25 protein-coding genes are annotated in these 25285 nt (G+C 55.5%); 10 read left to right on the top strand and 15 right to left on the bottom strand.

What is annotated here, in order from left to right:
- Position 1: 1 nt before the first annotated feature.
- From VFX97_15545 to VFX97_15515, 7 genes are all read right to left on the bottom strand, one after another.
- Complete coding sequence (locus VFX97_15545; protein ID HEX5704615.1) at positions 2-451, bottom strand: SUF system NifU family Fe-S cluster assembly protein; 450 nt, start codon at positions 449-451, stop codon at positions 2-4.
- Positions 452-463: 12 nt separating this feature from the next.
- Positions 464-1045, bottom strand: a complete 582-nt coding sequence (locus VFX97_15540; GenBank protein ID HEX5704614.1) for a hypothetical protein — start codon at positions 1043-1045, stop codon at positions 464-466.
- Positions 1045-2310, bottom strand: a complete 1266-nt coding sequence (locus tag VFX97_15535; GenBank protein ID HEX5704613.1) for a cysteine desulfurase — start codon at positions 2308-2310, stop codon at positions 1045-1047. The genes VFX97_15540 and VFX97_15535 overlap by 1 nt, the downstream gene beginning before the upstream one ends.
- A gap of 20 nt (positions 2311-2330) precedes the next feature.
- Positions 2331-3695 (bottom strand): Fe-S cluster assembly protein SufD, encoded by a 1365-nt coding sequence (gene sufD / locus VFX97_15530; protein HEX5704612.1) that lies wholly within the window; start codon positions 3693-3695, stop codon positions 2331-2333.
- Entirely contained in the window at positions 3658-4437 is a 780-nt protein-coding gene (sufC, locus tag VFX97_15525; protein HEX5704611.1) for a Fe-S cluster assembly ATPase SufC, read from the bottom strand. Before sufC ends, sufD begins: the two co-directional genes overlap by 38 nt.
- Before the next feature lie 81 nt (positions 4438-4518).
- Positions 4519-5955: a Fe-S cluster assembly protein SufB gene (gene sufB, locus VFX97_15520; GenBank protein ID HEX5704610.1), complete on the bottom strand. Its 1437-nt coding sequence runs from the start codon at positions 5953-5955 to the stop codon at positions 4519-4521.
- 30 nt (positions 5956-5985) lie between these two features.
- Positions 5986-6474 (bottom strand): Rrf2 family transcriptional regulator, encoded by a 489-nt coding sequence (locus tag VFX97_15515; protein HEX5704609.1) that lies wholly within the window; start codon positions 6472-6474, stop codon positions 5986-5988.
- A gap of 163 nt (positions 6475-6637) precedes the next feature.
- Between VFX97_15515 and VFX97_15510 the strand changes: the two genes are divergently transcribed.
- The 7 genes from VFX97_15510 (at position 6638) to VFX97_15480 (ending at position 14457) form a co-directional block, all read left to right on the top strand.
- Positions 6638-7489: a hypothetical protein gene (locus VFX97_15510; GenBank protein HEX5704608.1), complete on the top strand. Its 852-nt coding sequence runs from the start codon at positions 6638-6640 to the stop codon at positions 7487-7489.
- A gap of 303 nt (positions 7490-7792) precedes the next feature.
- Positions 7793-9757, top strand: a complete 1965-nt coding sequence (locus tag VFX97_15505) for a hypothetical protein (GenBank protein ID HEX5704607.1) — start codon at positions 7793-7795, stop codon at positions 9755-9757.
- A gap of 11 nt (positions 9758-9768) precedes the next feature.
- Complete coding sequence (locus tag VFX97_15500) at positions 9769-10617, top strand: ion transporter (protein ID HEX5704606.1); 849 nt, start codon at positions 9769-9771, stop codon at positions 10615-10617.
- A 180-nt stretch (positions 10618-10797) separates the two neighbouring features.
- Positions 10798-10926: a hypothetical protein gene (locus VFX97_15495; GenBank protein ID HEX5704605.1), complete on the top strand. Its 129-nt coding sequence runs from the start codon at positions 10798-10800 to the stop codon at positions 10924-10926.
- 147 nt (positions 10927-11073) lie between these two features.
- Positions 11074-11697, top strand: a complete 624-nt coding sequence (locus VFX97_15490) for a hypothetical protein (GenBank protein ID HEX5704604.1) — start codon at positions 11074-11076, stop codon at positions 11695-11697.
- 33 nt (positions 11698-11730) lie between these two features.
- The gene (locus VFX97_15485; protein HEX5704603.1) at positions 11731-13944 is read left to right on the top strand and encodes a catalase; all 2214 of its coding nucleotides are present in this window, start codon (positions 11731-11733) and stop codon (positions 13942-13944) included.
- 63 nt (positions 13945-14007) lie between these two features.
- Positions 14008-14457, top strand: coding sequence for a CHRD domain-containing protein (locus tag VFX97_15480; protein ID HEX5704602.1), 450 nt, complete (start codon positions 14008-14010; stop codon positions 14455-14457).
- Between the two features lie 62 nt (positions 14458-14519).
- Here the strand turns inward: VFX97_15480 and VFX97_15475 are convergent, their stop codons facing one another.
- The gene (locus VFX97_15475; protein HEX5704601.1) at positions 14520-14816 is read right to left on the bottom strand and encodes a hypothetical protein; all 297 of its coding nucleotides are present in this window, start codon (positions 14814-14816) and stop codon (positions 14520-14522) included.
- A gap of 48 nt (positions 14817-14864) precedes the next feature.
- Positions 14865-15326, bottom strand: coding sequence for a hypothetical protein (locus VFX97_15470; GenBank protein ID HEX5704600.1), 462 nt, complete (start codon positions 15324-15326; stop codon positions 14865-14867).
- A gap of 716 nt (positions 15327-16042) precedes the next feature.
- Between VFX97_15470 and VFX97_15465 the strand changes: the two genes are divergently transcribed.
- From VFX97_15465 to VFX97_15455, 3 genes are read left to right on the top strand one after another with little or no spacing between them, the layout of a single operon-like run.
- Positions 16043-17191, top strand: coding sequence for a hypothetical protein (locus tag VFX97_15465; GenBank protein ID HEX5704599.1), 1149 nt, complete (start codon positions 16043-16045; stop codon positions 17189-17191).
- Between the two features lie 9 nt (positions 17192-17200).
- Positions 17201-17956 carry a zinc-dependent metalloprotease family protein gene (locus VFX97_15460; GenBank protein HEX5704598.1) on the top strand — a complete coding sequence of 252 codons (756 nt, stop codon included), beginning with the start codon at positions 17201-17203 and terminating at the stop codon, positions 17954-17956.
- A 1-nt stretch (position 17957) separates the two neighbouring features.
- A complete protein-coding gene (locus tag VFX97_15455; protein HEX5704597.1) occupies positions 17958-18992 on the top strand; it encodes a hypothetical protein in 1035 nt (344 codons plus the stop codon).
- A gap of 62 nt (positions 18993-19054) precedes the next feature.
- Here the strand turns inward: VFX97_15455 and VFX97_15450 are convergent, their stop codons facing one another.
- From VFX97_15450 to VFX97_15425, 6 genes are all read right to left on the bottom strand, one after another.
- Positions 19055-20389, bottom strand: a complete 1335-nt coding sequence (locus VFX97_15450; GenBank protein HEX5704596.1) for an amidohydrolase — start codon at positions 20387-20389, stop codon at positions 19055-19057.
- A gap of 234 nt (positions 20390-20623) precedes the next feature.
- Positions 20624-21040 carry a cytidine deaminase gene (locus VFX97_15445; GenBank protein HEX5704595.1) on the bottom strand — a complete coding sequence of 139 codons (417 nt, stop codon included), beginning with the start codon at positions 21038-21040 and terminating at the stop codon, positions 20624-20626.
- Positions 21037-21669: a uridine kinase gene (gene udk, locus VFX97_15440; GenBank protein ID HEX5704594.1), complete on the bottom strand. Its 633-nt coding sequence runs from the start codon at positions 21667-21669 to the stop codon at positions 21037-21039. The genes VFX97_15445 and udk overlap by 4 nt, the downstream gene beginning before the upstream one ends.
- A 107-nt stretch (positions 21670-21776) precedes the next feature.
- Positions 21777-22619 carry a purine-nucleoside phosphorylase gene (locus tag VFX97_15435; GenBank protein HEX5704593.1) on the bottom strand — a complete coding sequence of 281 codons (843 nt, stop codon included), beginning with the start codon at positions 22617-22619 and terminating at the stop codon, positions 21777-21779.
- A 98-nt stretch (positions 22620-22717) separates the two neighbouring features.
- Positions 22718-23665: an ABC transporter permease gene (locus VFX97_15430; GenBank protein HEX5704592.1), complete on the bottom strand. Its 948-nt coding sequence runs from the start codon at positions 23663-23665 to the stop codon at positions 22718-22720.
- A gap of 478 nt (positions 23666-24143) precedes the next feature.
- Complete coding sequence (locus VFX97_15425; GenBank protein HEX5704591.1) at positions 24144-25250, bottom strand: ABC transporter permease; 1107 nt, start codon at positions 25248-25250, stop codon at positions 24144-24146.
- Positions 25251-25285: the final 35 nt, after the last annotated feature.

Raw genomic sequence — 25285 nt, 5'->3', positions numbered from 1 at the left:
TCTATTCAGTGGTCGCGGTGTTCTCGCCTTCCAGCGCGGCGTGCATTGTGTGCCACGAAAGCGTCGCGCACTTAACTCGCGCAGGATAATCACGTACGCCGGAGAAAATCTTCAACTTACCGAGCTGGTTCGGTTCGGTTTCCTCGTCCAGCTCACCCATCGCCATGCGATGAAATTCGTGGAAGAGAGCTTCGGCTTCAACCTTCGTCTTTCCCTTCACTGCCTGCGTCATCATGCTCGCCGAAGCTTTCGAAATCGCGCAGCCTGAGCCCTCGAAGGTGACTTCCTTCACCTGGTCGTCTTCAAGTTGGAGATAAACATCCAGTTGATCACCGCAGAGCGGGTTGAAACCCTGCGCCGACCGGTTCGCATTTTCGAGCTTACGAAAATTGCGCGGCTTCTTGTTGTGATCGAGGATCACTTCCTGGTAAAGGTCGGAAAGTTCGGACATTTTCGTCAGGCGTTATTCCCAATAAGCGAATGAATCGAAGAACTGCCGTACATCAGTTGGGATATTGGATCTGTTTGAAGCGTCAACTGCGTTGCGATGCGCTGCCAACGTATATAATCGTCGACCGACAACAAATACTCGCATGTAACTGGTTCGTCCTACCCCATCAATTACAAATTCGGTGCCCAACCCGCCGTTGAGGTAAACATCTCTTTGGCTGAGCAGCGTCCTTCCTTCCCCGGTCATGCCGTTGAGGCCGGCGCGATACGCCTTTCTGAAAGCAGCCTCATTGATTGGCACGATGCGGTCGAGGTCGCTATAAAAGACGTTCCAGCTTGTATTAGGCTCAATAACCCTCAGACCAACGGCGCTTACGACATTGTTATCGACTTGAGCAGGGCCGGGAAAAAGAATTCTAAAACGCCCCTTATCCGATATGGTTTCCCGCCAATTGGGAATCGCACCAACGCGAGCTTTCCTAATCGCCTCGAATCTTGTGAGGGGGACTCTTTTCTGTCCGCACACGAGCGGCGAAACAATCAGCACGGTCAGCGCCGCTACAAAGACCCGACGCTTACTGCTCTCCTCGGGCATCAACCAAATACCTCAATCACCTTTTCAATGGCGAGCACCAACTCATCCGCTTCTTCTTTCGTATTGTAAAACGCGAACGACGCGCGCGCCGTCGCCGGCAGATTGAATCGCTTCATCACCGGCTGCGCGCAATGATGGCCGGCGCGGATGGCGATGCCCTGCTGATCCAGAATCGTGCCAATGTCGTGCGGATGAACGTTTTCAATCGTGAATGACAGCACGCCGAGTTTTTCGCGCGCCGTGCCGATGATGCGGACGCCTTCGATCGCCGACAAACGCCTGGTCGCGTATTCCAGTAGTTCATGCTCGTAAGCGGCGGCCTTTTCCTGGCCGATGATGTGCAGATAATCGATGGCGGCGCCCAGGCCGATTTGCGACGCAATCGCGGGGGTGCCGGCTTCGAATTTATTCGGGAGTCCGGCATAGAGCGTCTTTTCAAACGTGACGCTCTTGATCATGTCACCGCCTCCCTGAAACGGATTCATCTTTTCGAGCAGATGCTCCTTGCCATAGATGACGCCGCTGCCGGTCGGCGCGAACATCTTGTGGCCGGAAAAAACGTAGAAATCGCAATCGAGATCTTGCACATCCACGCGCATGTGCGGCACCCACTGCGCGCCGTCGATTAAGACCGGTGCACCGTACTTGTGCGCGCTGTCGATCATTTGCTTGACCGGATTGACAGTGCCCAGCGCGTTCGAGACGTGGCCGATCGCGACGAGCTTTGTCTTCTCGTTGAGCAACGCTTCGTATTCATCGATCAGCAACTCGCCCGCATCATTCATCGGGATGACGCGCAGCCGCGCGCCTTTCTCTTCGCACAGCATCTGCCACGGGACGATGTTGGCGTGGTGCTCCATCGCCGAGATGATGATTTCGTCGCCCGCGCCAATGAATTTCCGGCCATAGCCGTGCATCACCAGATTGATGCCTTCAGTCGCGCCGCGCACAAAGATGCATTCCTTCACGTCGCGCGCATTGATGAAGCGCTTCACCTTTTCGCGCGCGCCTTCGTACGCGTTCGTCGCCTTCATGCTGAGGTAATGCACGCCGCGATGAATATTTGAGTGTTCGTATTTAAGGTACTGACTGCCGCGCTCAATCACTAACTGGGGCACCTGAGAGGAGGCCGCGTTGTCGAGATACACAAGCGGCCTGCCGTTCACGCTCGTGCTCAGGACGGGAAAGTCCTTCCGGACACGTTCAACGTTCCACTCGTCGCGTGGCTTTGGCTTTATTGGAATGAGTTCTTCAACAGCAGCCATTACTTTTTTTGGGCGGTCTTCTAGTCGTCAAGCGAGGTGCCCAGCCGGTTCAGCACGAACCGGTTGAGTTCAGCCCTGACTGAGTCAATTTTGATCCGCTCGATCACTTCCTCGGCAAAGCCATACGTCAACATGTTGCGCGCCAGCGCCGGATTGATGCCGCGGCTCTCGAGATAAAAGAGTTCATCCTCGCTCAGTTGTCCGACGGCCGCGCCGTGCGCGCACTTGACGTCGTCGGCAAAGATTTCGAGCTGGGGTTTTGTATCGACGCGCGCTTCGTCAGACAGCAAAAGGTTCTTGTTCGTTTGCTGCGCGTCCGTCTGCTGCGCGCCATGCCGCACAAAAACCTTCCCGTTAAAGACGGCGCGCGACTTGCCATCGAGCACGCCCTTGTAGAGTTGGCGGCTGGTCCCGTGCGGGTGCCGGTGATCGATCAATGAATGTGTGTCGCTGTGCTGCTCGGCGCCAATCAGATAGAGGCCGTCGACGGCGCAATGACTGCCCTCATCGTCGAGCTTTACTTCAATGCCATGCCGCGCCAGCAGTCCGCCGAGATTGATGCTGGTTATTTCGTAGGCTGAATCGCGGCCGGTTTTGGCTTTCGTAGTCGCGATATGAAAAGCGTCCGCGCTCTCGCGTTGAATGCGATAGTGATTGATGCGAGCGCCGGGTTTGACGTCGACGTCGATGACCGCGTTGGTCAAATATCGCCCTTCGGTCATGCCGGCGTAAGACTCAACTATCGTGGCCGAGCTATTTTCCTCAGCCAGAATATGCACGCGCGGAAAAGACGCAGGCGTATCACCGTTCGTCGTCTCCGAAATGAATAGCAGATGAATCGGAACGGTCACTTCGACGCCGCGCGGTATCAGGAGGAAGGCGCCACTGACAAACAGCGCGGCATTGAGGGCCGTAAACCCGTTGTCGTGGCTGCCATCGAAATGGGAACTCAACTGTGATTCGTACTCAGGTTGAGTTACCGCTTCGGCCAAATTCACCACTACGACGCCCGCCGGCAGGCCTGAAACCGAAGAACTCTCACGCTGAAAGACTCCGTTTACAAAAACGAGGCGACTGTCGCGCGCTTCTTCGAAGGTGAAGCTGCGCAGCTCGCCGTTCAGGGAACGCGTCGGACCAAAAGAAGGGGTGAACGCAGCTCGCGCAATCGGCGCGGTGCTGGTGTATTTCCATTCCTCTTCACGTACGGTTGGGAAGCCGACGCGATCGAACTCGGCGAACGCGTCCTCGCGAGCGCGGCGCAACCAGGCAGGCGCGCCGGATTGCTGTCTAAGCAACTCGCGAAACGCCGCGTCGTAAACGTTGGTGTGTGCGATTTCGGCAACCATCTTATCTTGCGGCGGGCGCGCTAACGGCAGGTTTCCCATTGCTGTTCTTCAGCCAGTCGTAGCCCTTCTCTTCCAATTCGAGCGCCAATTCTTTACCGCCCTCTTTCACAATGCGGCCGCCCGAGAGGACGTGCACGAAATCCGGAGTGATGTAGTTCAGCAAACGCTGATAGTGCGTGACGAGAATTACGGCCTTGTCAGGGCTATGAAGTTTATTGACGCCTCCGGCGACGATGCGCAGCGCGTCGATATCCAATCCCGAGTCCGTTTCATCAAGCACCGAGAGTTTCGGATCCAGGACAGCCATCTGAAGAATCTCGTTTCGCTTTTTCTCGCCGCCGGAGAAGCCTTCGTTCACTGAACGCGTCATAAAGCTCGCATCCATTTCCACGATTTTCGCTTTTTCCTTCAGCAGATCCTTGAACTCAAGCGGATCCAGTTCTTCCTGACCGTGATGCTTCTGCTTTTCGTTGTAGGCCAGCCGCAGGAATTGCGCATTCGAAACGCCCGGCACCTCAATCGGATATTGAAACGCCATGAAGACGCCTTCACGCGCGCGCTCGTCGGGCGTCATGTCGAGTAGGTTCTTGCCGTCGTAAATAACTTCGCCGGCGGTCACGTTGTATTGCGGGTGGCCGGCGAGCACTTTCGCCAGAGTCGATTTACCCGAACCGTTCGGGCCCATGATGGCGTGCACCTCGCCTGGATTAATGGTCAGGTTGATGCCTTTCAGAATCTCGTTGCCATCAACCGATGCATGTAAGTTACGTATTTCTAACATTCACTTCTCCAGAAACAGCTTTCGTCGTTGGTCTTTGAAAAACCTAAATGCTTTACACAAAGCCAAAGACCTAAGACCTTCTTAACCAACCGATCCTTCCAACTTCAGCCCCAACAAACGCGTTGCTTCGACGGCAAACTCCATCGGAAGCTGCAGGAACACGTCCTTACAAAAACCATTGATAATCAAACTAACGGCGTCTTCCTGCGAAATGCCGCGCTGCATCAGGTAGAACAACTGCTCTTCGCTGATGCGCGAAGTTGACGCTTCGTGCTCGACCTGCGAGCTGTTGTTCATCACTTCGATATACGGGAAAGTGTTCGCGCCCGCGTTCGATCCAATCAGCATCGAATCACACTGCGTGTAGTTCCGCGCGTTCGTAGCCTTCGGCATGATCTTCACCAGCCCGCGATAGCTGTTGTTAGCGTGACCGGCTGAAATGCCTTTCGAAATAATCGTCGAGCGCGTGTTCTTTCCGAGGTGAATCATCTTCGTGCCGGTGTCGGCCTGCTGCGCGTGGTTCGTCAGCGCTACGGAATAGAACTCGCCGATCGAGTTATCGCCCAGCAGAATGCACGATGGGTACTTCCAAGTGATTGCCGAACCAGTCTCAACCTGCGTCCACGAAATCTTTGAATTGACTCCGGCGCATTTGCCGCGCTTCGTCACGAAGTTGTAGATACCGCCCACACCATTCTCATCACCGGCGTACCAATTCTGCACGGTCGAATATTTAATTTCCGCGTTGTCGAGCGCCACCAGCTCAACTACCGCGGCGTGTAGCTGGTTCTTATCGAATTGCGGCGCGGTACAGCCTTCGAGATAGGAAACGTACGCGCCCTCTTCGGCGACGATCAGCGTGCGTTCGAATTGGCCGGATTCAGAGTTATTGATGCGGAAGTAAGTCGAAAGCTCCATCGGGCAACGTACGCCCTTGGGAATGAAGCAGAAAGATCCGTCAGAAAAGACCGCGCTGTTCAGCGCCGCGTAAAAATTGTCGTTCGTCGGCACCACTGAGCCGAGATACTTCTTAACAATCTCCGGATGTTCAGTCACAGCCTCGCTGAACGAGCAGAAGATCACGCCGTGCTTTCTCAGTTTTTCTTTGTAAGTAGTCGCGACCGAAACGGAATCAAAAACCGCGTCAACCGCCACGCCCGCCAGCTGCTTCTGTTCTGACAAAGGAATGCCAAGCTTCTCGAAGGTGCGCAGCAATTCCGGATCGACTTCATCCAGACTTGCCTTCGTCTCTTTCTGCTTAGGCGCGCTGTAATAGATCATGTCCTGGTAATCGACCTCAGGAAAACTAAGGTTCGGCCAGCGCCGCGGCTCTTCCATCTTGAGCCAGTTGCGGTAAGCCTTCAGACGGAAGTCGAGCATCCACTCGGGCTCGTTCTTCTTTGCCGAGATCACCCGAACGGTGTCTTCGCTCAGGCCGCGCGGAATCGTCTCGGATTCAATGTCGGTGACCCAGCCGTATTTGTATTCTCTGTTTGCGAGTATTTCAGCAGTGCTCATAATTCAATCTCAAAATTGAAATCTGAAATTTCAAATAGCATTTCGCATCGGTCCTAGTCGTGTTTGCAAACTCTGAATTTGATGCAGCGCCGCATCGACGGTCGCTTCGGTTCCAATCAGTTGCGCCAGAGTGATCTCCGACAGAGCGCTCTGGACGATCTCATGCAGTCCCACGATGACCGGCCGGATGCCGCAGTCGCTCGTGTGAATGCAGGTGTCCAATACCCCCGCGTGCGTCTGGCAGAAACGATCGACTGTGTCCTCATCGAGCACGCGGATCACTTCGCTCAAACGAATCTCAGAAGCAGGTCGCGCCAGGGTGTAACCACCGTGTGCGCCGCGCTGCGATTGCACGAGGCCCGCCTTAACCAAAATCCACATGAGCTTGCCGGCATTCGCGGCTGACAAACCTTCGCGTTCGGCAATCTGATTCAGCGTGAGCGAGCCGCCGGAAACCTCTTCCCGGGCCAACTGCACGAGGCAGCGCAAACCATATTCTTCCTGGGCGGAAATCTTCATTTTTGACGTTTTATTTAAATTTCCGCCTGATTATAGCATTCTTTACTTTTTAATCAAGTTTCGAAGAGAGTGCAGACCGGCGCCCCTTGATCGATTCTTACGATCGGCGTGATCAAACGGATATAGAATCTGCTCGCCCGAAACCAACTGTGGTGAACTTCCGATGTTGCCGTCACAAATTTCCCGTTCGTCCGCGAAATCAATCCGGCCTCGTAAGCCTTCATCGCGGCATTTAGGTGAGGAGTCGCAGCGGCGCTACGAAACTATTGCGGCTAATCGGAAGTACAGGCACTTTACGAAAATTCCCTCACGCATCACTCGTTGCCTCGACTATTTCGGCGTGGACTGTGATTCGGTCGCCGTCGAGAGGCGTTTGCGCGCGTATTACCTCTTCATTGGAGTCATTGATAATGCCATTGATTCCGGACAGTGGGAGGTCAGCCAAATAGTGCTGCGCCAGTTTGAATCGCCGACGGGCTTCGACCAAGCAAGCAATATTTCAGAAACTGTGCTGGTAACGGAAAGACTGCTGAACGAAGTCTCTGACGAGACATATCCCGAAGTGCTCAGCACACTTCACGCGTTGAGTGCCGCAGTCGAGCATGAGCGAAAAGCAGCTTCGATGGCGCAGTACATCGAAGCGCGCAAACGTGTCGGACAATTAACCGCGAAATCATCGTTCTTGTTGATTCGCCCGTTATTGAGCACTGGGAGCGGCCGAATCTGTCACTTCATGGAAAGAGTCGGTGAGATAGGCTGCCTGGTTGATAGCGTCATCGATCTAAACGGAGACCAGCGCAGCGGTTTGCTCAACTTCCAAAGCACGCGATGGGAATTCATTCTCTTGTTGACGTGCGCAGTCAAAAGTGGCGCCCAATTCTCAATCAGGCATCCACGCTTACTCGGTTTGTTCCTTGAAGCGGTCATCGATATTCTGCGCGATCGGCCACGCGCTCAGGACCGCTTCAAGCGACTGCCGATCCCCACTAAGAGTGCGGCGACAACGACTCCGTAGAGAAACAGTCCGGAGGGTAGTGACCCAATTTCAAAAAATCTCTGTGTGACTCTGTGGAAACTCTGTGTCTCTGTGGTGAATGGTCGTAAAAAAACTATCACCACAGAGACACCGAGAACCACAGAGCCTGCACATAGAAAAGCAAAACAGGGCCCGACCAATCTGGTGACACTCTTTCTGTAAACCTTGCGGCTTGCAGTAAGATAGTTTTTTCCTCCAACACGCTTTAACAAAAACAACCGTCCGAGGAGTTGCACGCTGCCTACGACTGTTCACGCGCGCTTAGAACGATCCAAACGCCCATTGAGCGGGTTCAAACGATGGCTATTCGCCGGATGGGTCAAGGAGGTCGAAGGACCATTCGAACGCGAAAAGGAACATCATCGCCGTCACCCTTGGTACAAGGTGATGTGTCTGACGGGCGTGGATTATTTTTCGACGCTCGGCTACCAGCCCGGCATTGCGTTTCTGGCGGCCGGCGCGCTCTCGCCCATCGCGACAATCATCCTGGTTCTGTTGTCACTCGTGGGTGCGTTGCCGATTTACCGGCGCGTCGCCAGTGAAAGTCCGCACGGCGAAGGCTCGATCTCGATGTTGGCCAACTTGCTTTCATGGTGGAAAGGCAAGTTCTTCATCTTGATTCTGCTGGGATTCGTGGCGACTGACTTCATCATCACGATCACATTGTCGGCCGCTGACGCTACCGCGCACATCGTCGAAAATCCCCTCGTGCACGACACGCTGCAAAGCTTTAATCACACGGCCGTGAACGTCGGTTTCACTATCGCCCTGATTGCGTTTCTTTCAGCCGTCTTCCTGAAAGGCTTCAAAGAAGCAATTGGAATCGCCGTCGTTTTGGTGGTCGCGTATCTTTTGCTCAACCTCGTTGTCATCACTGTGGGGTTGGTTCACATCGCGCAAAACCCTTCGGTGATTCCAAATTGGGAGCGAATGTTGATGGGTCATCCCCGGGTCGGCGGAAACTGGTTGATGATCATCGGCATCGGCCTGCTTGTGTTTCCTAAATTGGCCCTCGGCCTTTCCGGATTTGAAACCGGCGTCGCCGTCATGTCGCTGGTGCAGGGTGACCCTGGCGATACAGAAGAGGCTCCGCGCGGCCGAATTCGAAATACGAAAAAGTTGTTGCTTAGCGCCGCGTTAATTATGAGCTTCATGCTCATCACCAGCAGTTTTGTCACGACGCTGCTGATACCACCCGAAGAATTTCGTCCCGCCACTGCCGCGCTGCCTGCCGGTGAAGCTTCCGGCCGCGCGCTGGCTTATCTCGCGCATGAATATCTCGGCAGTGTCTTTGGCACTATTTACGACGTCAGCGCGATTCTGATTCTTTGGTTTGCCGGCGCGTCGGCGATGGCCGGGTTGCTGAACATCGTCCCGCGTTATCTACCGCGTTATGGCATGGCGCCCGAGTGGACGCGCGCGATGCGGCCGCTGGTAATAGTCTTTACGATCATCGCTTTTGCCATCACGGTAATCTTCAAAGCGGACGTCAACGCGCAGGGCGGCGCTTATGCGACCGGTGTTCTGGTTTTAATGACCTCTGCCGCGGTGGCCGTCACGATCTCAGCAGTCCGTCGCAAGCAAAGGCTTTGGGGCCTCGTTTTCGGTCTGATCACGCTGGTCTTCGCTTACACGACGATCGTGAACGTGATCGAACGTCCCGACGGGATCAAGATCGCAAGTTTCTTTATCGGTCTGGTTATTTTGGTTTCCCTGCTCTCGCGACTTGCGCGCTCCACAGAATTGCGGGTCGATCAATTCGAGATTGACGAAACCGCCGATCGCTTCATCAACGAAGCCGCCGCCAAAGGCACGATTCGCATCATTACCAACCGGCCCGAAGAAAGTAATGAAGATGAATACCGCCGCGAAATGGCCGAACACCGCGAAGACCATAACCTTCCGAAGCGCGATCCAATCTTGTTCCTCGAAATCGAAGTCTGCGACGCGTCAGAGTTTGCGCGCACGATGAAAGTTGAGGGCAAGGACATCGGCGGATATCGCGTCTTGCGCGCTGAGAGTGCCGCCGTGCCGAACGCGATCGCCGCTTTTCTGCTTTACCTGCGCGATCGCACGGGCAAACTTCCGCATGCCTACTTTCACTGGGGCTCGGGAAATCCAATCGCCTATTTATTTGACTACGTAGCTTTCGGAAAGGGCGACACCGCGCCGGTCACCCGCGAAGTGCTTCGGCAGGCCGAGCCGGACGAAGAAAACCGTCCTGCCATACACGTAGGCGGATACTGAATCAATTAACGATGAAGCGCCGTGCGTCCGAAAGAGTAGAGCCGACGGAAGCGCCCTCGTCCGGGCGGCGTGCACGTCTCCACGAAATTGTTTTTGAGTCTGAAACTAGAGCTGGCCGCCTTTTCGACCTCGCGCTTATCTGGCTGATTCTCCTCAGTGTCGCCACCGTTATTCTCGAGAGCGTCCGTAGCGTCAGAGTCCAGTATGGAGATCTTCTTTACACACTTGAATGGGTATTCACCCTCTTGTTCACCGTTGAATACGTGCTGCGCCTGCTGAGTGTGCGCCGTCCCCTGCGATACGCGACAAGTTTTTTTGGCGTCGTTGATTTGCTCGCTATCATTCCCACCTATCTCAGCATCTTCATTCCCGGCAGCCAGTATCTACTGGTGATTCGCATCCTGCGTCTGCTCCGCGTTTTCCGGCTGCTGAAACTTTCCGAGTACGTCACGGAAGCTGACACGCTTCGCACGGCATTGCATGCAAGCCGTCGCAAAATCAGCGTCTTTCTCTCGGTCGTGGTGCTGCTTGTCGTCGTGATTGGTTCACTAATGTACGTAGTGGAAGGCGAAGCACACGGCTTCACAAGCATTCCCGTGAGTATCTATTGGGCAATTGTGACGCTGACGACCGTAGGCTATGGTGACCTCTCGCCCCGCACGCCCTTAGGCCAAATTCTCGCATCACTCGTGATGGTAATTGGTTACGGCATCATTGCTGTTCCCACCGGCATCGTCTCGGTTGAGCTCGCACACGCAACGCGACAACAAAGAATGACAAAGCATTTGTGCCCCGCCTGTGGAGCTGAGGGTCATGACCCTGACGCGGTTTACTGCAAGTACTGCGGCGCAAGTCTATGAAGTGATCGGCTCCTCAACGATGCTTCCTCAACCTTTGTGGCATCGCAGTTGCCCCTACCGTCGGCGACTAGATCAATCTGTCCGAAATGCAGGCAAGCAATACGTACTCGAAGGATTGCGTCTAGAAGTTGTGCATTAAAGAAGCCCTCTCGAATTGCTTTCACAATCAAGGAGGAACTTATGGGCGACCAACAAAAAGAAAATGAAGGCGGCGGCGGTGAACAAGGTGGCGGCGGCGGTCAACAAGGTGGCGGCGGTCAACAAGGTGGCGGCGGCCAAGGTGGTGGTGGCGGCCAGGGTGGCAATTAGCTCCCAGCCTTTTTGAATCAAGGGGGTGAGTACCCTGACTCACCCTTGTTCCTGGCGCTTAACATCTGAGCGCCAGGCAAAACTCACGACTCGCGCGTGCGCAGTCAATCGAAAAATTAATTACCAAGCAAACTTAGAGGAGAAATCATGAATACGACCGAGTTGAATACGGCTCAAACCGTGGAGCTGCTTTATCAGGCGTTGGAAACCGAAAAGGGTGGCGTTCAGATCTACACCACGGCGCTCCGTTGTGCCCTTAACAAAGATCTGCGTGAAGAGTGGAGGGAATACCTCGAGCAAACGAAAGCGCACGTGCAAGTTGTCTCAGAAGTGCTCAAATCCTTGGATCTCCCGCTGGACGCAGAAACTCCGGGACGGAAGATTGTCCGGCACATCGGGGACTCGCTGGTGAAGGCGATGGAAATGGCATTGCGCGGGCCGGATCTGGCCGCGGCCCAGATCGTCGCCGCTGAGTGTGTAACGCTCGCCGAAACAAAGGACCACACAAACTGGGAACTTATCGGCGAGTTGGCTAAGAACTCCAGTGGCGAGATGGCCGCCCTGCTCAAAGAAGCGCACACGCACGTCGAGCCTGAGGAAGACGAACATCTTTATCACACACAGGGATGGACGCGCGAGCTTTGGATCGAAAGCCTCGGCATGCCGGCAGTGCTGCCGCCGCCTGAGGAAGTGAAGGACGTCAAAACCGCGATCGAAGCCGCGCGCGCCAAGAAGAGCCGCGCGAACAAAGCTCAGGCCAAATCAGCTTAACGAGCACTACTGAACAAATAGCGAAGGGGAATCATGCCAGCGAAAAAAGCAGCGAAGAAAAAGACAGGCGCGCCTCGCAAAAGCGCCATGTATGCAAAACACAATCAGGGCAAGCCGCCTGACGACAACCTCAAGCGAATCGATCTTCAAAAGAATATCGAAGACAGCGCCGGAGAGTTTCTCACTACCAATCAGGGCCTCCGCATCAGCGACAATCAGAATTCATTGAAGGCGGGTTCGCGGGGGCCGACCTTGATGGAAGACTTCATCTTCCGCGAAAAGATCACGCACTTCGATCACGAACGCATTCCCGAACGGGTGGTGCATGCTCGCGGATCCGCCGCGCACGGCTTCTTTCAGGTTTACGAGCCGATGACCGAACTAACGCGGGCTGATTTTCTACAGGATCCGGGGGTACAGACGCCGGTTTTTGTGCGCTTCTCAACCGTGGCCGGTTCGCGCGGATCAACTGACCTGGCGCGCGACGTACGCGGATTTGCGGTGAAGTTTTACACGCGTGAAGGCAACTACGACCTCGTCGGAAATAACATCCCCGTCTTTTTTATTCAGGACGCGATGAAATTTCCCGATCTGGTCCACGCCGTAAAGCCAGAGCCGCACAATGAGATTCCGCAGGCGGCGTCGGCTCACGATACCTTTTGGGATTTCATTTCCCTGATGCCTGAGTCCATGCACATGATTATGTGGGTCATGTCAGATCGGGCGATTCCGCGAAGCTTCCGCATGATGGAAGGGTTTGGCGTCCATACATTCCGTTTCGTAAACGAACAAGGTAAAGCGCGTTTCGTGAAGTTTCATTGGAAGCCTTTGCTCGGTGTGCACTCGGTTCTTTGGGATGAAGCACAGAAGATCTCCGGTAAAGATCCGGACTTTCATCGCCGCGACCTTTGGGAAGCGATCGAGAGCGGCGACTTCCCCGAGTGGGAGCTTGGCATACAAATCGTCGAAGAACGTGATGAGTTCAAATTCGAATTCGATCTGCTCGATCCAACCAAAATCATTCCCGAAGAGCTGGTCCCGGTGCAGCGCATTGGCAAGCTAACGCTCAACCGGAATCCGGAGAACTTCTTTGCGGAAACTGAACAGGTTGCTTTTCATACCGCGAACATTGTTCCCGGCATCGACTTCACGAATGATCCGCTGCTTCAGGGCAGGCTCTTTTCTTACCTCGACACGCAATTAATTCGATTGGGCGGTCCGAATTTTCACGAGATACCGATCAATCGCCCGATTGCGCCGCTGCACAACAATCAGCGCGACGGCTATATGCGGCAAACAATCAATCGCGGCCAGGCAGCGCACGAACCGAACAACACGCGCGGTGGTTGTCCGTTTCAAGCCGGCATGGACATGAGTGGCTTTACCAGCTTCGCCGAAAAGATTGATGCCCGAAAGATTCGCGAGCGCAGTGCAAGCTTCATGGATCACTTCAGTCAGGCGACGATGTTCTTTAACAGCCAGACTGATACTGAAAAGATTCACATCATCCGCGCCTTGCGCTTTGAGCTGGGCAAAGTCGAGACCCCGCCCATTCGTGAGCGAATGTTGGGTTTGTTGGCGCATATCGACAAGGGCCTGGCTGAGTCAGTGGCGCAAGGCCTTGGTCTCGCCGTCCCGCGCACTCTTGAACAACCTTTGAACATGAGCATCCCGGAGGATACCGATCCGAAAAAAGTACAACCCAAAAAGCTCATCGACTCAGTCGAGTATTCGTCGGCGTTGCGACAGATTGATAATCCGAATTTTCCGGCCGACTCAATCAAGACGCGAAAAATCGCGGTGCTGTTAGCGGATGGTTTCGACGATCAGTCGGTTGAAGATTTCAATCAGGCGTTGTTGACGGCCGGCGCTGTGCCCAAAACGGTGGCGCCACGGCTCGGCGTGGTCACGGGCGCCAACGGGAGACAATTAAAAGTCGATTTCAGTTTTCTAACCGGCGCCTCGGTTTTGTTTGACGCCGTCTTTGTGGCGGATGGGGCCGCCAGCAGCGAAGCTCTGTCCGCCGAACCCGACGCGCTGGAGTTTGTTCAGGAAGCTTTCAAGCACCTTAAAACAATTGGCGCCGGGGGCGCTGGTGTTGAGTTCCTGCGCACAGCGCTCGCAGAAAAGATGAGCGACGGAGACAAGGGATTGATAACAGGTGATGGAAAGATTGCCGAATCTTTCATCGCCGCCGTCGCTCTTCACCGGCACTGGGAGCGCGAGCAGGTCACATATCCAATTTAGAGGTTCGCGCGGAATAACCGGGGCGCCGTGAGGGGCCCTTAAACACGATAAGAGGAGGAAGATATGCGTAAAGTAAGTTTGTTTATCGCTGCGATTGCTTTGACTAGCGTCGCAGTCTTCGGCTTAGTCCTGGCTCAGGAAAAGGATCAGGGCGGTCGCCCCCTGAAGGCTACGCTGACCGGAGCAGCCGAGGTGCCTGGGCCCGGTGACCCGGACGGCGCGGGCAGCGCTAAAATCACACTCAACCAAGGTAAGGGCGAAGTGTGTTTCGAACTCACCGTTTCGAACATCGCGCCGGCCAGCGCCGCGCACATACACTCAGGCGCGCCGGACGCTGCCGGCCCCGTCGTCGTAACCCTGACGCCGCCGCCGGCCGAAGGCTCGTCGAAAGGCTGTGTCAGCGCGAGCGCCGATCTGATTAAAGAAATCAGACAGAATCCGGCGAACTATTACATCAACGTTCATAATGCGGACTTCCCGGACGGCGCCGTTCGAGGACAACTTTCCAAGTAGGACTAATAGGAAACGGCCAGAGTCGGGGTAGCACGGCCACACGGTCGTGCCCCCCGACCATCTCACTTCCGACGGAACATCAACAGAACGAGAGAAAACACTAAACCAACCAACAACCATTGGATTGAAAACACGAGGAAAAAAACCAACTCGTTTCCGCCATGTACGTTTCCCGCCGCAATAGCGGAGATTATTCCTGGGATCAGGTTCAGGCTGCGCCAAGCGTTAGGCAGGCCGACATTCCAGAGGAAATACTCCCTGGCCGGGGAGGTCTCGCCAAATACCAGCCAGTTAACGGCAAAAGCTGCGAGCAGCGTTAGAGCCGAAACCGAGAGGTGAAAGATTCGTCTCCGCGACATACATCGTGACTCCTTTAGCCGGCCTCGTGGCGACAGACACCTTCGAATTTAGTAGCCCCGGACGTATCCGTCTTTGTGGGATAAGTTCGTTCCCCAATTCCCGCCGCGTTCAAAGTGAACAAGGTCCACCCAAACCCTTGGTGGCAAACCAGGGTCAGCCTCCAGTGGCATCTCGTGAACATCGCCAGGTCGCAGAAGTTGCCGTTCCGGGAGCGGATTAGTGTAGTTAATCCCGTACGGGTATGGTTTGTCGTCGCTATCCCAGCCCCGACAACGGCATGTATGTCCCAATGAGAAGCCGCGAATGGTTTTCGTGCTTACGTTTTCGACCTGGACAAGGTAGTGATCGAACGAAACTTTCGAATTGGCGGGTTGGATTGAAGACACCGTAATCCGCAAAGGCTCCCTCTGTGCGTGCCACGTGCGGATCTTGGAAACAACCATCCATGCGCCAACCGCGATGAACAAAGCAAGGCTGGCAACGCCAAGATAAACAAGTGATCGCTTCATGTGTCCTCCTTCTGCGATCAAGACGCCCAACGTTGAATTGACGCAGCGGCGCGATTTCACGCATCACTCATGACTCATCACGCATCACTGCATTTCAGGCTCCCGCCGCTCGCGTCCAACGATTTGTTCGAGCGCCCCTGATTGTAACGCGCTACTGGTTTGTCGTTAAGAGAAATGCAGCCGGCGTGTCAGAACGGGGAGCGGTAGCGATGGGATCATCCACCCAATTCGGATGTCTGCGTCAACAAGTCGCGAAGCGACGACAGATGGCAGCCCAGGAGTGGGGTCCCCACGCGGGCATCCCGCGTGGCATGCTTGTGTGAGCGCAGCGAGCGGAACCCTGGGATCACGTCCCCTAAGAATCCCAAGCCCGCGAAGCGGGCGACAGACGGTTGAACATCGCGAACCTGTTATTTATTACGCCCCTAACAGGGCGCGGAAATCTTTTTATACTTGATCGCATGACGAAGCGGCCTTCGATGATGACCGTGCGACTTCATCTTCACTTTGCACGTCCACGCCACTGCTCGCTGATAGGAAGCGTTAAGCCTCCAGGGAATCTGATTCATTGCCGGAGCGCCTGACTGACTCAGGTGTTAATAAGAATCATATTGATGTACGACACAGGATTTCCAATCGTTGACTTCCTGGCGGCTTCGAGATAAGTTCCGAATCAAATCCTAATCCCCAAGTACCGGTAAAGAAAAGGCGTCTAAATGAGCGAAACTATAGATCAGTTATTGAGTATCACTGATGGTGCCGGCAACTCTACCATCAACCTGGACGGGACGACCGGCGACGTTACTGTCGGCGGCGGCGGCATGATGGGAAACGTTGTCGTGCGAGGTTCGTCGGACTCCGATCGGATTCGCCTCGACTCGGGGAACAGCAAGATCACTTGTAACGAAACCGACGGGACTCCGCTGGTCGAGATCGGCGGCGGCAGTGCCGGCACGGCGCGGATTTGCCTCGCCGGATCGGATAACAAAATCGTCATCAGGGACGCCGACAGCAACATCCTCGCGCAACTCGGCGCGAATGCGAACCTCATGCTCGGCGGCGGCGACGACGATGGTGATGTGACCCTCAAGGATTCCGAGGGAAACATTCGAATTCATGCAGGCGGCGGGCTAGGGATAATTGAGCTGAAAAACGAAAACGAGGTTAACCGCGTTGAATTGAGATCGGAGGGTTCGATCGCCGTAGGGGGAGGCAGCAGGCATGGCGAGTTGACTGTCCTTGGCGCTGTCGGTACCCAGAGGATTCGCCTCGACGCTTCAAATAACAACATCGTTTTGAAAGACGAAGACGCGAACATCGTTGCTCAGCTCGGCGAGGACGGCAATCTCGTTCTTGGCGGCGGGGCCTATGACGGAGACATCAAGGTCAAAAACGACCAGGGGACTATTACGGTGGAGATCAGCGGCAACGACGGGGACATCCTGCTCTTTAACGCCGACTGCGCGGAAGAGTTTGATCTGAGCGCGTCGACGGTGGATGCCTCGCCTGGGACCGTCCTGGTGTTGGAAGATGACGGGCGACTCGTGCCTTGCCTGGCAGCTTATGATCGCCGCGTCGCCGGGATCGCGGCTGGGGCAGGCGAGTATAAACCGGGTCTCGTGCTCGACCGTCGCGTGACCGGCTTTAAGCGGATCGCGGTCGCGCTCATCGGCAAAACCTATTGCCGGGTCGACGCGGGTTATGGCCCGGTAGTTGTGGGTACGCCACTAACCACTTCGGCGACACCGGGGCATGCCCAGGCGGCGGCCGACCCGCTGCGCGGTTTCGGCGCCACGATCGGCAAGGCGCTCGCGCCGCTCGCAAATGGATGCGGCCTCATCCCAGTTCTCGTTTCTCTGCGTTGAGGTGCGAATATGGCCTCGCTCAAACAACTACTCAGCTGCATCGGACAAAGCGGTCACCCGCTGTCGGTTGTTAAAGACTTCTTCGGCTATCATGACAGTTCCGGAAACGCCTTCGTGCCGGCTCCGCCCGCGAATCCGTCATCGCCAAACTTTACCAAAGTCTCCGTTCTCGATCAGGTGAAGCTCCTGCAAGGCACGCACTTTCACCTGAACATCATTCTGGTTGGACACGAGCTGTTCGCGGCGACGGATTGGGGAAAGATCTGCTTTGCCATTCACATGATGCGTTACATCTACGGCAAAGTCGGTCTCGGTGTAGGGCGCGTGCATTGGGGGTCTATCTCCGCAGCTGAGGCCGGCGCACTGGTCACTCCGGACAGCGCCGCGGACTGCACCGAACTGACAAACGGGTGGAGCGCGGAGCCTGATGGAATGGATCTGTTTGTCTGCACTGATATGCGCTTCGCTGGTCGGACCGGGCAGCCCTGGGCCAACAACCCGAACAATTATAACCCGGGACACACGTGCGATAAGGACAGCAATAAGCACAACACAGGATCGGTAGCGAACCTCTCTTACGGTGAACAGTACGTTGGTAATACTTTCGCCCATGAGATCGGGCACTACTTCGGATTGGGACACATTGAGGACGAACCTGACAATTTCATCGGCGGGGAGGACGGGGCGTCAAACAGCTCGACGGGCATCCATTCTTTTCAGGGTGACTTCATGAAGCTGCATTGCTTCATGGTGGGAGGGTGCTGACATGGCTGCGGTCACGCTAGCGAGCTTGCTCGATTACAAGCACTCCATTCCGCCCGCGCTCATTCGCGCGCTGGGACCAGAAGATCGCGGGACGATCGTGGACTCCGCCCGGCGATCCGGCGGTGAGTTACCGCGGGGTAAAGCCCTGCGCTGGCTGGCGATGCTCGGCGGAAACGAGCTGAACGACGTTTTACGAGGAATTTTCGAGGATCCGAATAAGGATGAAGTTATCCAGTCGGTGGCCGTCGAGATCATCGCCCGCATCGGCGGTGCGTCCGCCGAGGATTTAGAACGACGGTATGCCCAATTGATCGCGTCGGCGCGTAGCCCTGTGCTCCGGGCTCGCATTGCCACGCTGCTTGGTCGAGTAGGTACTTCCGCTTCGCTGCCGGTGCTGGATCTGCTCGCCCGCGACGAGTCTTCTGGTGTTAGTAGTCGTGCGCAGGGCGCGCGGTCTCTCTTGCGGCAACGGATCGGTCTTCCCACTGACGAGATGGATGATGCAGTCTTCGCCCCGGTGGGCGATGCGACGCCGGTTCCCGTGACGCCCGCGACCAGCGCAATGATCGAGGAGGCGTTTGATCACATCAACTGGTTTCTTCGCGACGTTGAGTTCGATACGAAAAGCGTGGACCGAATGGAGTGCCAAAGTCGGGAGTTGCTTGTTTTTAAGAGCCGAGCGTTGGCGAACAACGGTGGCGAAGCACTTAAGCGTGGCGGAATGCTCGCATTGATCGCCGGCCGTGATCAAGGCGACCTGGTTTGGGAAGTTGATTGGCTGATTGGCGCGCAACCGGACCGCACAGGCCGAGCAATCATCGGCCGCACTCCCAGCGGCGCGGCCGTTTGGGCGGGGCACGTCGACCAAGCCACCAGGACCTTTGAGCTCCGCACACTCTCTGGGAAAGGCCCGACCGTCAGCATCAACGTGACCATCTCGGACGGCCGCGCTGTGGTTGGCGACATCCGCCGCTGGGACGCGAAGCTCGCGCCCCGAAAGTCGATCGCCAATGCTGACTTCGCCAGGCACGAATGAGTGGGAGCCCGAGGACTGCTCACCACCGGGCGCCCTGAAACTACTTGCCGGCGTACAAATCGCTACTCTTCCGGAAGCGTCTTCATGCCCACGCTGCGCACGACTTTGTCGCGGTAACGCCGGGCGTCGGCTTTGATGGCTTCTTCGTTCAAGGTCAGCAAGCGGCGGTCGCGCATGATGACGCGGCCTTCGATGATGACAGTACGGACGTCATCGGCTTTGGTGGAGTAAACCAGATTTGAATAGATGTTGTAGTACGGCGTCTGGTTAAGCTCGTTGAGATCAACCACCACCAGGTCGGCGCGCTTCCCTTTCTCGATCGAACCTATTTCCTTTTCGAGATGCAGCGCGCGCGCGCCACGAATCGTCGCCATCTCGAAAGCCTCTTCCGCCGTCACAACTTTCGGATCGTTGCTGAACAGTTTGTGCAGCTTCGCGGCCGTGTCGATCTCTTCCCAGAGACTCAGGTCGTGGTTCGATGCCGCGCCGTCAGTGCCCAAACCTACCGCCAGGTTTTCTTTTAGCATTTGCGGAACGGGCGCCACACCCGAAGCCAGCTTCATGTTCGACTGCGGATTGTGAACCATGCCGACGCCGTGTTTCTTCAGCAGATTCAGCTCGTTCGCCATCGGCCAAACAACGTGCGCCGCGATAACGCGATTGCTCAGAAAGCCAATCCGGTCGAGATAAACAATTGGTGGCGCGCCTTTGGCCTTAATGCTGTCATCAACCTCACGCTTCGTTTCCGAAATATGAATGACAATTGGACAGCCAAGGCGATCAGAGAGGGCGCGCGCAGCTTTCAAATGATCTTCGGAAACCGTGTACGGCGCGTGCGGGGCGATCGCGGGAACAATCAGAGCGTTCCCCTTCCATTTCTTCACGAACCGCTCTACGTAGGCGAGCCCTTCCTCGTACGTCTTGTTATCGGCGACCGGAAAATCAATGACCGTTTCGCCCAGCACGCCGCGCACGCCGGCCTTGAACGTCTCGTCGGCGATCGCATCTTCGAAGTAATACATGTCGCAGTAGGTCGTCGTTCCCCCGCGAATCATTTCGGCCAGGCCGAGACGTGTGCCGGCGCGAACAAAGTCTTCGGTGACGTTCTTCGCTTCCGCCGGAAAGATGTACTTGGTGAGCCAGTCCTGCAGGTCCAGATCGTCGGCGATGCCGCGGAACAGCGTCATCGGCACGTGCGTGTGCCCGTTGATAAGACCGGGAATGACGACCTTGTCCGTCGCGTTGATTACTTCGCGCGCCGCGTAGTTGCGTTCAATTTCAGCCGCGCGCCCCACGGCCACAATGCGCCCGCCTTTCACGGCCACGCCGCCGTTTTCGATTACGCGGCGCGAGCCGTCCATCGTGACGATGGTGCCGCCTTTAATGATTAAGTCCACAGCAGTTTTCCTGCGCTGGGCAATCGCTTGGATTGGCAGCAAAGACAATATAAGGAAAAGCGCCGTAGGCGCGAAATGTTTATAGCCCGCGAAGCCAAACAGCTTTGGTCGCCTCCGAGTGGAAGGAATCTCGATGAACCGAGATTCCTCCAACTCGGAGAAAACACTTTGCAAACCTCGCCTTGCTATAAACATTTCGCCGCTCTGCGGCGCTTCGTTGGCTCTCATTTCGACCTACTTCTGCGGGCCGGAATTCTCGTTCAAAAATCTCGCATCAAACGCCTTCGGCAATAGCTCGCGAATATCAACCACTTCGTTTTGGCCCTTCAGATTCGCGAGTGTGATCTTCGCCTCCTTGCAATACTCCCAGATGATTTGCCGGCAGGTCCCGCACGGAGGCGTCAGTTGTTCGGTATCCACCACCACGACGAGATCGGTGAAGTCGCGCTCACACTCGGACAGAGCTTTCCAAATCGCGACGCGCTCAGCGCACACGGTCAGGCCGTAGCTTGCGCTCTCAATATTGCAGCCGGTGTAGATCTTTCCTTCGGTAGTGCGCAGCGCTGCGCCCACGAGAAAGTTCGAAAACGGCGCTCGCGAACAGAGCCGCGCGTCCGTCGCCACCTTGATCAAGTTTTCAGTTTCGCTCAAATCTGGCCTCCAACTTTGACATCTCTTGCCAGCCTCTCGCGAATCTTTCCGCTAATCAAGTCGACGCTCACAAGATTATGACCACCTTCGGGGATAATTACGTCGGCAAAACGCCGGGACGGTTCGACAAACTGCATGTGCATCGGGCGGACGGTCGCCATGTACTGCTCAATCACCGAGTCCAGAGTTCGGCCACGCTCGGCGATGTCGCGGCCCAGACGGCGAATGAAGCGAATGTCGTCCGGCGTGTCGACAAAAACTTTGATGTCCATCTGTTCGAGCAGCCGCGGCTCGGCAAAGATCAGAATGCCTTCGACAATGACTATCGGCTTCGGCTCAACGCGCGTCGTCGCCGGCAAGCGCGTGTGCGTCTTGAAATCATAAATCGGCAGCTCGACTGGTTCGCCGGCACTCAGCTTCTTCAAGTGATTTACCAGCAGGTCGTTGTCGAGCGCGTCCGGATGATCGAAGTTCGCCGCATTGCGATAATCGAGCGGCATGTCTTTCAAGTCGCGGTAATAGAGGTCCTGCTGAATGAAGACGACTTCATCAGCCCTGACCGATTCAAGAATGCGATTCGCGACCGTGGTCTTACCAGATCCAGTTCCGCCACAAATACCGATGATCATAAGAAATAGTCAGTTGTCAGTTGTCAGTTGTCAGTTGTCAGTTGTCAGTTGTCAGCAAGCATCACATGGTCTTTCAACCGACCACTGACTACGGACCACTGACCGTTTTAGGATAGTTTCGGAATCACCCTTCTCAACAGTTCCGTAAACTGTTCCCGCACTTGTTCGCCGGTAGCCATCACCTGACTGTGATCGACCGGCTGATCTGAGACCCCGGCGGCCAGATTTGTGATGCACGAGATACCCACAACCTTCATGTCCATGTGGCGCGCGACGATTGCCTCAGGTACCGTGCTCATGCCCACGGCATCAGCTCCCAGGGCACGCACCATGTGAATCTCAGCCGGCGTTTCGTAACTTGGGCCGGTCAACGACGCGTAGACACCACGCCCCATTTTCATGCCCATCGCACGCGCTTCCTTCAAAACGATGTCCTGCAAATCATGCGCGTAAGTATTGGACAAGTCCGGAAAGCGCGCGCCAAAACGTTCGTCATTTGGCCCAATCAGCGGATTCACGCCCAACAAATTGATGTGATCGGTAATCACCATCAGCGAGCCCGGCGTGAACTCGACGTTGAGCGCTCCGGACGCGTTTGTCAGAATCAGCGTCTGCACGCCGAGCAGCTTAAGCACGCGAATCGGAAACGTGACGTCTTCCAGCGAGTAGCCTTCGTAAAAATGAAATCGTCCCTGCATCGCGGCGACAGCCGACTCGCCAATCTTCCCGACAACCAAACGACCCGCATGCCCCTCGACGGTCGCGCGCGCAAAGCCGGGTATTTCGGCGTACGGAATCGCAGTCGCGGCGGACAGTTCATCAGCGAACCCGCCCAAACCGCTGCCCAGAACGATTGCGACCGGGCTTTCGGTTTGTGTGCGGCCGCGAATCATGCGCGCAGCTTTTTCTGCGCGTTCATAAAGTGATGAAGAGACTGGTTCTGCTGACATGGTGACCTGAGCCATTACAACAATATCTCACTCAAGAGTACAAGCTTCAGCGTGCTCCATCGGTTGCGGAAAACCTGAAGATTGAACTCTGAACGAATCTACCTTTCCTTTTCGTAGGGAATGCCGATCGCTTTCGGGGCGCGCGATTGGCCGATGAAGCCGGCCAGCACGATGATCGTAACGACGTAGGGAATCATCTGAATGAATTGGACTGGAATGTCTTCACCCGAGGGAAGTTTGGCAACGCCCTGCATTTGAATCGTTAAAGCATCGGCGAACCCGAACAGCAAACAGGCGAGCATTGTTTGTACCGGCCGCCACTTGCCGAAGATCAGGGCCGCCAGGGCGATGAAGCCGCGACCGGCGGTCATGTTGCGCGTAAACAGTGATGACTGGCCGATCGAAAGATACGCCCCGCCGATTCCCGCGAGCGCGCCGGACAGGATTACGCCGATGTAACGAATGCGATTGACGCTGACGCCCGCAGCATCGGCGGCCTCAGGATTTTCGCCCACCGCGCGCAGACGCAGGCCAAACGGCGTGCGATACAAAACGTAAAAGGTAAGAGCAACGACAATCAGCGCCAACACGGTCACGATCGAAACATCCGTGAGTACGCGCCACTGCGGCAGAAACCCCGGAAGCAGATGCGACAGCTCAGGCAGAAGATTCTCTTGTGGAATCTGCGGCGTGGAGCCTGAAGAAAGAAACAGCGCACCGCTCAGCACGGCCGGCAAACCGAGGAACAAAATGTTGATGCCCGTGCCGGTAACGACCTGGTCCGCCTTGAAGCGAATGCATGCGACGGCCAGCACCATGGCCACCATGGCGCCGGCAACCATTCCGCCGAGCAGGCCAACCCACGGATTGTGCGCATAGTAAGTGACCGACGCTGCAGTAAAGGCCCCGGCCAGCATTAGTCCTTCGAGCGCGATGTTGATGACGCCGGCCCGCTCAGAATACAAACCGCCCATCGCCGCGAGCACGAGCGGCGTCGCGAGTCGCAGGGTTGAAAACAGAAGGGCAAATGTAAAGAGTTGGCGCATGCTGGTCAGTTGTCAGTCGTTAGTCGTCAGTTGTCCTCACACCGAAACAGGCACTTTGCCAATCGACTTGAGATACGAGTTAAGCTTTGGCGCGAGTTCGTCGACCAGCGGCCTAAGAGCTTGAATATCTTTATCCTTTAGCAACTTCCGTCTATACGCCCCTCGCAAAAAATGCGTTTCGTTTAAAGAGCCCCTCGCAATTCTCACGAACCTTCGATTGTCCACGAAAGTTCCGCGACCGGTTCCTTCAGCGATATTTGCTCCGATGCTGTCGGCTGCTCTCACAAGTTGTTTTCCGACAGTATCGCGCGCGAATACATTCCACTTCATGACGATCGTCCAGATTTCATCAGCGAGTCTTTCCGAAAACTGATAAACGCGAAGACTCTCAAAAAATTAGTCTTAGCCATCTAGCTTCCTCCTGGGAACGAGAAAACAACTGACTACTGACAACTGGACAACTGACTACGGACGTCGTTCATATCTTCGCTCGTCTCAATAATCCAAACTTCTTCAGCGGCCCACGGAACATAGCCTCAGCGGCGACAAAGATGATCACAATGCCTTGCAGCATGTCCACGATATCTTTGGAAACATGCACCGTGTAGGCATCAACAAAGATTCCCCCTCGCAACAGAATCGCGAACAGAATCGCCGCGAGAAAAACTCCGACCGGATGATTGCGGCCCAACAACGCGACTGCGATCCCGACGAAGCCATAGTTCGCGGAAAAGCCGTCGTAGTACACGTAGCGATAGCCGAGGACTTCGTTAATTCCCACCATGCCAGCCAACCCGCCGGAGATCGCCATCGCCAGAATGATCTGCTTCCGGATCGAAATGCCACCGTATTCAGCGGCCGAAGGATTCTGTCCGGTGGCCCGGATTTCATAGCCCCAACGCGTCTTCCACAGCAGAAGGTAAACAAACACACACGCGAGAATCGCCAGAATAAACGACAGATTCAGCGGAATTCGCTCGGGCAGTCCCGGAATAAACCTACCCAGCCGGGAAATGTGTGCGCTGGGACTGATGGGCGCCGTCTGCATGATCGGGTCGCCCGGAACCTTATAAAAATACTGTGTGAAGTAACTGACCAAAGCGACCGCGATGAAGTTCAACATGATCGTGTTGATAACTTCATGCGATCCGAATTTAGCTTTAAGCAGGCCCGGTATGCCTCCCCATATCGCCCCGGCGACAATCGCGGCGATGCAGCAAAGCGGCAGCAGAATAATTCCAGGAAGCTGCACGAACTGCGAGACAACCGTATTCGCTGCCGCTGGAGCTCCAAACTTGAGGCCCACCCACGCCGCGGCAAACGCACCGATATAGAGTTGACCTTCCGCGCCGATATTTAAGAGGCCACAACGAAAAGCGACCGCCACCGCGAGGCCCGTAAAAATTAAAGGAGTTGCATTGAAGAGGGTGTAGCCGATGCCATCTGGCCAGGAAAAAGCGCTCCCGAACATCAACTTGTAAGTCTGGATCGGATTGTCACCGATAATGAGAACCACGATGCCGCCGACAACTAAGGCAGCCACAACGGCGATCACGGGGAACAAGATTTCCTGTAAGAGTTTCATTTGGAATGAACTTTGTGCTTTGTACTTGGTGCTTT

The sequence above is a fragment of the Pyrinomonadaceae bacterium genome, assembly GCA_036277115.1.
Lineage (GTDB): Bacteria > Acidobacteriota > Blastocatellia > Pyrinomonadales > Pyrinomonadaceae > UBA11740.
The sequence above is the reverse complement of the archived record's forward strand: the minus strand, read 5'-3'. Positions and strand labels throughout refer to the sequence as shown.